The sequence below is a fragment of the Polaromonas sp. P1_G2 genome, from assembly GCF_056405515.1.
Map to the genome: position 1 here is coordinate 1 of NZ_JBFUBY010000338.1, position 3,901 is coordinate 3,901.

Below are 3,901 nucleotides of genomic sequence, written 5' to 3' on the forward strand. Positions count from 1 at the left end.
ACCTGCGGTGCTCGACTACGGCGGGGTCTCGCGCAAACTCGCTTCGCTCAGACAAGCGCGATCCCTGATCCGCCTACGTCTGCGCTCCTCGGCCCAGCCAGGACGGGGCAATCGGGAGCGGGGACAAAGACAGAAAGACAAAGAAGATAAATACMAACAAGGACTCGCCGTGGCGAGTCCTTGTTTCTTCAGGTGTTCGGTATTGGTATTCCTTCCCCACCCCTTGTGGATGCGCCGAGGAGCGSAGGTTCAGGCGGATCAGGGATCGCGTTGTTTGAGCCGAAGGCGAGTTTAGCGAGACCCCGYCTGGACCGAGCACCGCAGGTTGCCCGTAGCGMAGCGAAGGGACGCAGCAACCAGGGTCGCCTTTTCTTTTGCTTACTTTTCTTTTGGCGAAGCAAAAGAAAAGTGAGTAGCCGCCGGGCTACCCCCGGCCAGCAGAACTCAGCAGAGAGCGCACCAGCCGGAGCAAGAACCGGCCTACTGATCCACCTTGACCCGGTAAGTCACCACCAACTGCCCCCCCGACGCCAGCGACCCGGTAAAGGTCCACTTCAACGCCCCTTGCGCATTGACCGCCGGCTGCGTCGTCACCGTGCAGCCCGTGATGCCGGTGGGCAGCGAGCCCGGGCAGGCCGCGGAGACAAATCCCGTGAAAGCCGCGGTGGAATCGTTCACGAACAGCGTGGACAGCGGCTGCGTGCCGTTGTTGGTCGCCGTCAAGGTGTACTGCAGCGTGTCGCCGGGGTTGGCGTTCACGCTGGTGGCCGCCGGAATGGCCTGGGTGATGTTGCTCACCAGCTTGGACAGCGACAGATCGCCGGCCTGGCCCACCGTGGTGATGTCGGTGGCCGACAGCGTGCTGACGCCCAGTGCCGGGGCCGAGCTGGTGTAAGTGAAGGCGGCGCTCAGCGTGATGCTGTTCTGCGCGCCCTGACTGGAACCCGCAGGCACGAACTGTTTGACGATCAGGCAGACGGTCTGCCCGGCGGTGACGGTGATGGCCGTCGTGACCTGCGTCTCACTGGCCTCCAGCGCAGCGTTGCAGTTGCTGTCCTGGTACAGCACCTGGTTCCAGACCGGGCTGGCCGGCGTGGCGGTGTTGGCGATCGAGAACGTGACCGATCCGCCGGTGCCCGCTTTATAGGTATGGGCGTAGAACACCACGGTGCCGGGCTGGGCCGTCTGCGCGCCGTTGGGGCTCAGGGTGTTGGGCGCCACCATGCCGAAGCTGATGCCGGTSCGGGCCAGGCCGGAGCCGGCGGTGTAGCTCACGCTGGGGCGGGTGTACGTGCCGCCGGTGGTGCCGGCCGAGCCGCCGGTGGCGGTGTAGCCGGCCGGCAGCACGGGCGTGAGGACCACGGTGCCGGTGGTGGCGCCGGGAATCCACAGAGTGAAACTGCCGTCGCTGGCCGTGGGTTCACTGTCCACCGTGGTCGCGCCCTGCATGGCGTTGACGGTGACGCCGGCCAGGCCCGGCTCGGTGCCGGCTTTCACGCCGTTGTTGGCCGTGCCGCCGCCGGCGCCGCTGTCGGCGAATACATTGCCGCTGAGCGTGCTGCCGTTGTACAGGCCGAAGTTCTGCGGCGAGGGCGGCGCGGCGCCTACCGCAAGCTGGATCACACCATTCGGGTTCTGGGTGCCGATCCAACCGGCCGGGTAGGCGGCCGTGATGTCGCTCAGGGTGCTGTTGCCATCCAGGATCAGGCAGTAGCTGCCTTCCGCCACGCTGGGCAGGCTGTAGGCGCCGGTGGTGAGGTTGACCGACGCGGCCGCAGTGGCCGGGCCCGTGCACACGCTGGCTGACAGCGGCACCAGTTTGACCCACAGGGCGCTGGCCCCGCCTATGCCGGCTTCACCCGCGTCCAGGTTGCTGTTGTGGTTCGGGTCGCTGTACACGTTGCCGGCAATCAGCCGGCCCGCCGTGCTGCTCACAGGCGCCGCGCAGCCTGCGCTCGGGGCATTGGCCGCGGTGCAGGTGGTGGGGACCGGAGGCGCCGTACCGCCGGTGGGATCCACCGATGCGTAGTTGGTCACCGCCGCATTGCTCGTTGACGTGACTGTGATGACCAGCGCGGCCGTTCCGCCGCCGGCGGCGATGTTGCCGCTGTAATTACAGGTCACCAGCGTGCCGCCGCCATTGGCCGCCGAGCTGCAGGTCCAGCCCGTTCCCACGCCGCTGACGTAGCTCAGGGTGGAGGGCAACTGGTCCACGACACGCGCCGTTGTGCTGGCGGCCGTGCCGCTGTTGGTCACCGTGAGGGTGTAGGCGCTGTTGCTGAGAACCTGCAGTGCGGGGCTGGGGGCCGACTTGACCAGGCCCAGGATGATGCTGGTCGGCGTACTCGTCACCGGCGCGGCGCAACCGGCACTGGGGGTGTTCGCGGCGGTACAGGTGGTGGGTGTGGGCGGAGCCGTGCCACCCGTCGGGTCTATCGATGCGAAATTGGTCACGCTGGCCGTGCTGGTCGGCGTGACCGTGATGACCACGGCCGCCGTTCCGCCGCCGGCGGCGAGGGTTCCGCTGTAGTTGCAAGTCACCAATCCGCTGGCCGCCGAACAAGTCCAGCCCGTGCCCACGCCACTGACATAGGTCAGGTTGGCGGGCAACTGGTCGGTGATGCGGGCGGTGGTGCTGGCGGCGGTACCGCTATTCGTCGCCGTCAGCGTGTACGCGCTGTTGAAGCCGACCTGCAGCGCGGGGCTGGGCGCGGATTTGACAAGACCCAGGGTGACGATGGTCGGCGTACTCGTGACCGGGGCGGCGCAACCCACCGTCGGGGTATTGGCCGCGGTACAGGTGGTGGGCGTCGGTGTGTTGGTGCCGCCCGTCCGGTCCGTCGCCGCATAGTTGGTCACGCTGGCCGTGCTGGTGGGCGTGACCGTGATGACGACGGCGGCCGTCCCACTGATGGCGATGGAGCCGGTGTAGTCGCAGGTCACCAGCGTGCCGCCGCCGCTAGGCGCCGTGGAGCAGGTCCAGCCCGTGCCCACGCCACTGACATAAGTCAGGTTGGCGGGTAACTGGTCGGTAATGCGGGCCGTGGTGCTCACCGTCGTGCCCGTGTTGGTGAGCGTGAGGGTGTAGGCGCTGTTGCTGCCGACTTTCAAGGCCGGGCTGGGCGCCGACTTGACCAGGTTCAGGATCGCATTGGTGGGAATGTTGGTCACCGGCGTGGCGCAACCCACGGGCGTGTTGTTTCCGGTGCAGGTGGACGGCGCGGGCTGGGCGGTATTGCCCACGGAGCCTACCGAGGCGCGGTTGGTCACGCTAACGGTCGATGTCGGCCTCACCGTGATGTTCAGCGTGGCCGTGGTGGTCGCGGTGCTGCTGCTGTAGGTACAGGCCACCAGGGTTCCGGTGCCGCCGGTCGCTGTCGGGCAGGTCCAGCCGGTGCCGGACCAGCCGACATAGGTCAGGTTGGCCGGCAACTGGTCCCCTACCGTGGCGGTGAAAAATGGCGTCGAGGTGGAGGCCGTCACCGTCAGCGTGTACACGCTGTCCCTGCTCACGGCCAGTGCCGGGCTGGGCTGGGATTTGGTGATCAGCCGTGTCGGATTGAGCGGCGTGATGGTGACAGTGCCGTTGCTACCGTTATTTCCGCTGGCCGGCGCCGTGCCGGTGACGGAAGCCCCGCCCGCCGCACCCGCCGCAGTCACGCTCAAACCCGTCACCACGGAGGTGTCGCTGCATGAACTACCGCCTGTGGCCTGCTGGGTGTTGTTGGTGCCGCTGCTGTCGACCAGCTCCGCGCCGCCCGCACCGCCGGGGCAGCCGCCGCCGCCGCCGCCGCCGCCCGAACCGTCGCCGACGCGCGTGGTGCCCACGGCGCCCGCGGAACCCGGCAGCGCACCTACGGGCGTGATCGGCGCGGCCAGGCCGGCGCGGCCCAGCACGTCC

General features: G+C 68.0%; 1 protein-coding gene. It reads right to left on the reverse strand.

Annotated elements, in window-relative coordinates; translation table 11 throughout:
* Positions 1–480: 480 nt before the first annotated feature.
* On the reverse strand, positions 481–3,901 hold a 3,421-nt coding region (locus AC1D0P_RS23005; RefSeq protein WP_477678865.1), incomplete at its 5' end, for a hypothetical protein.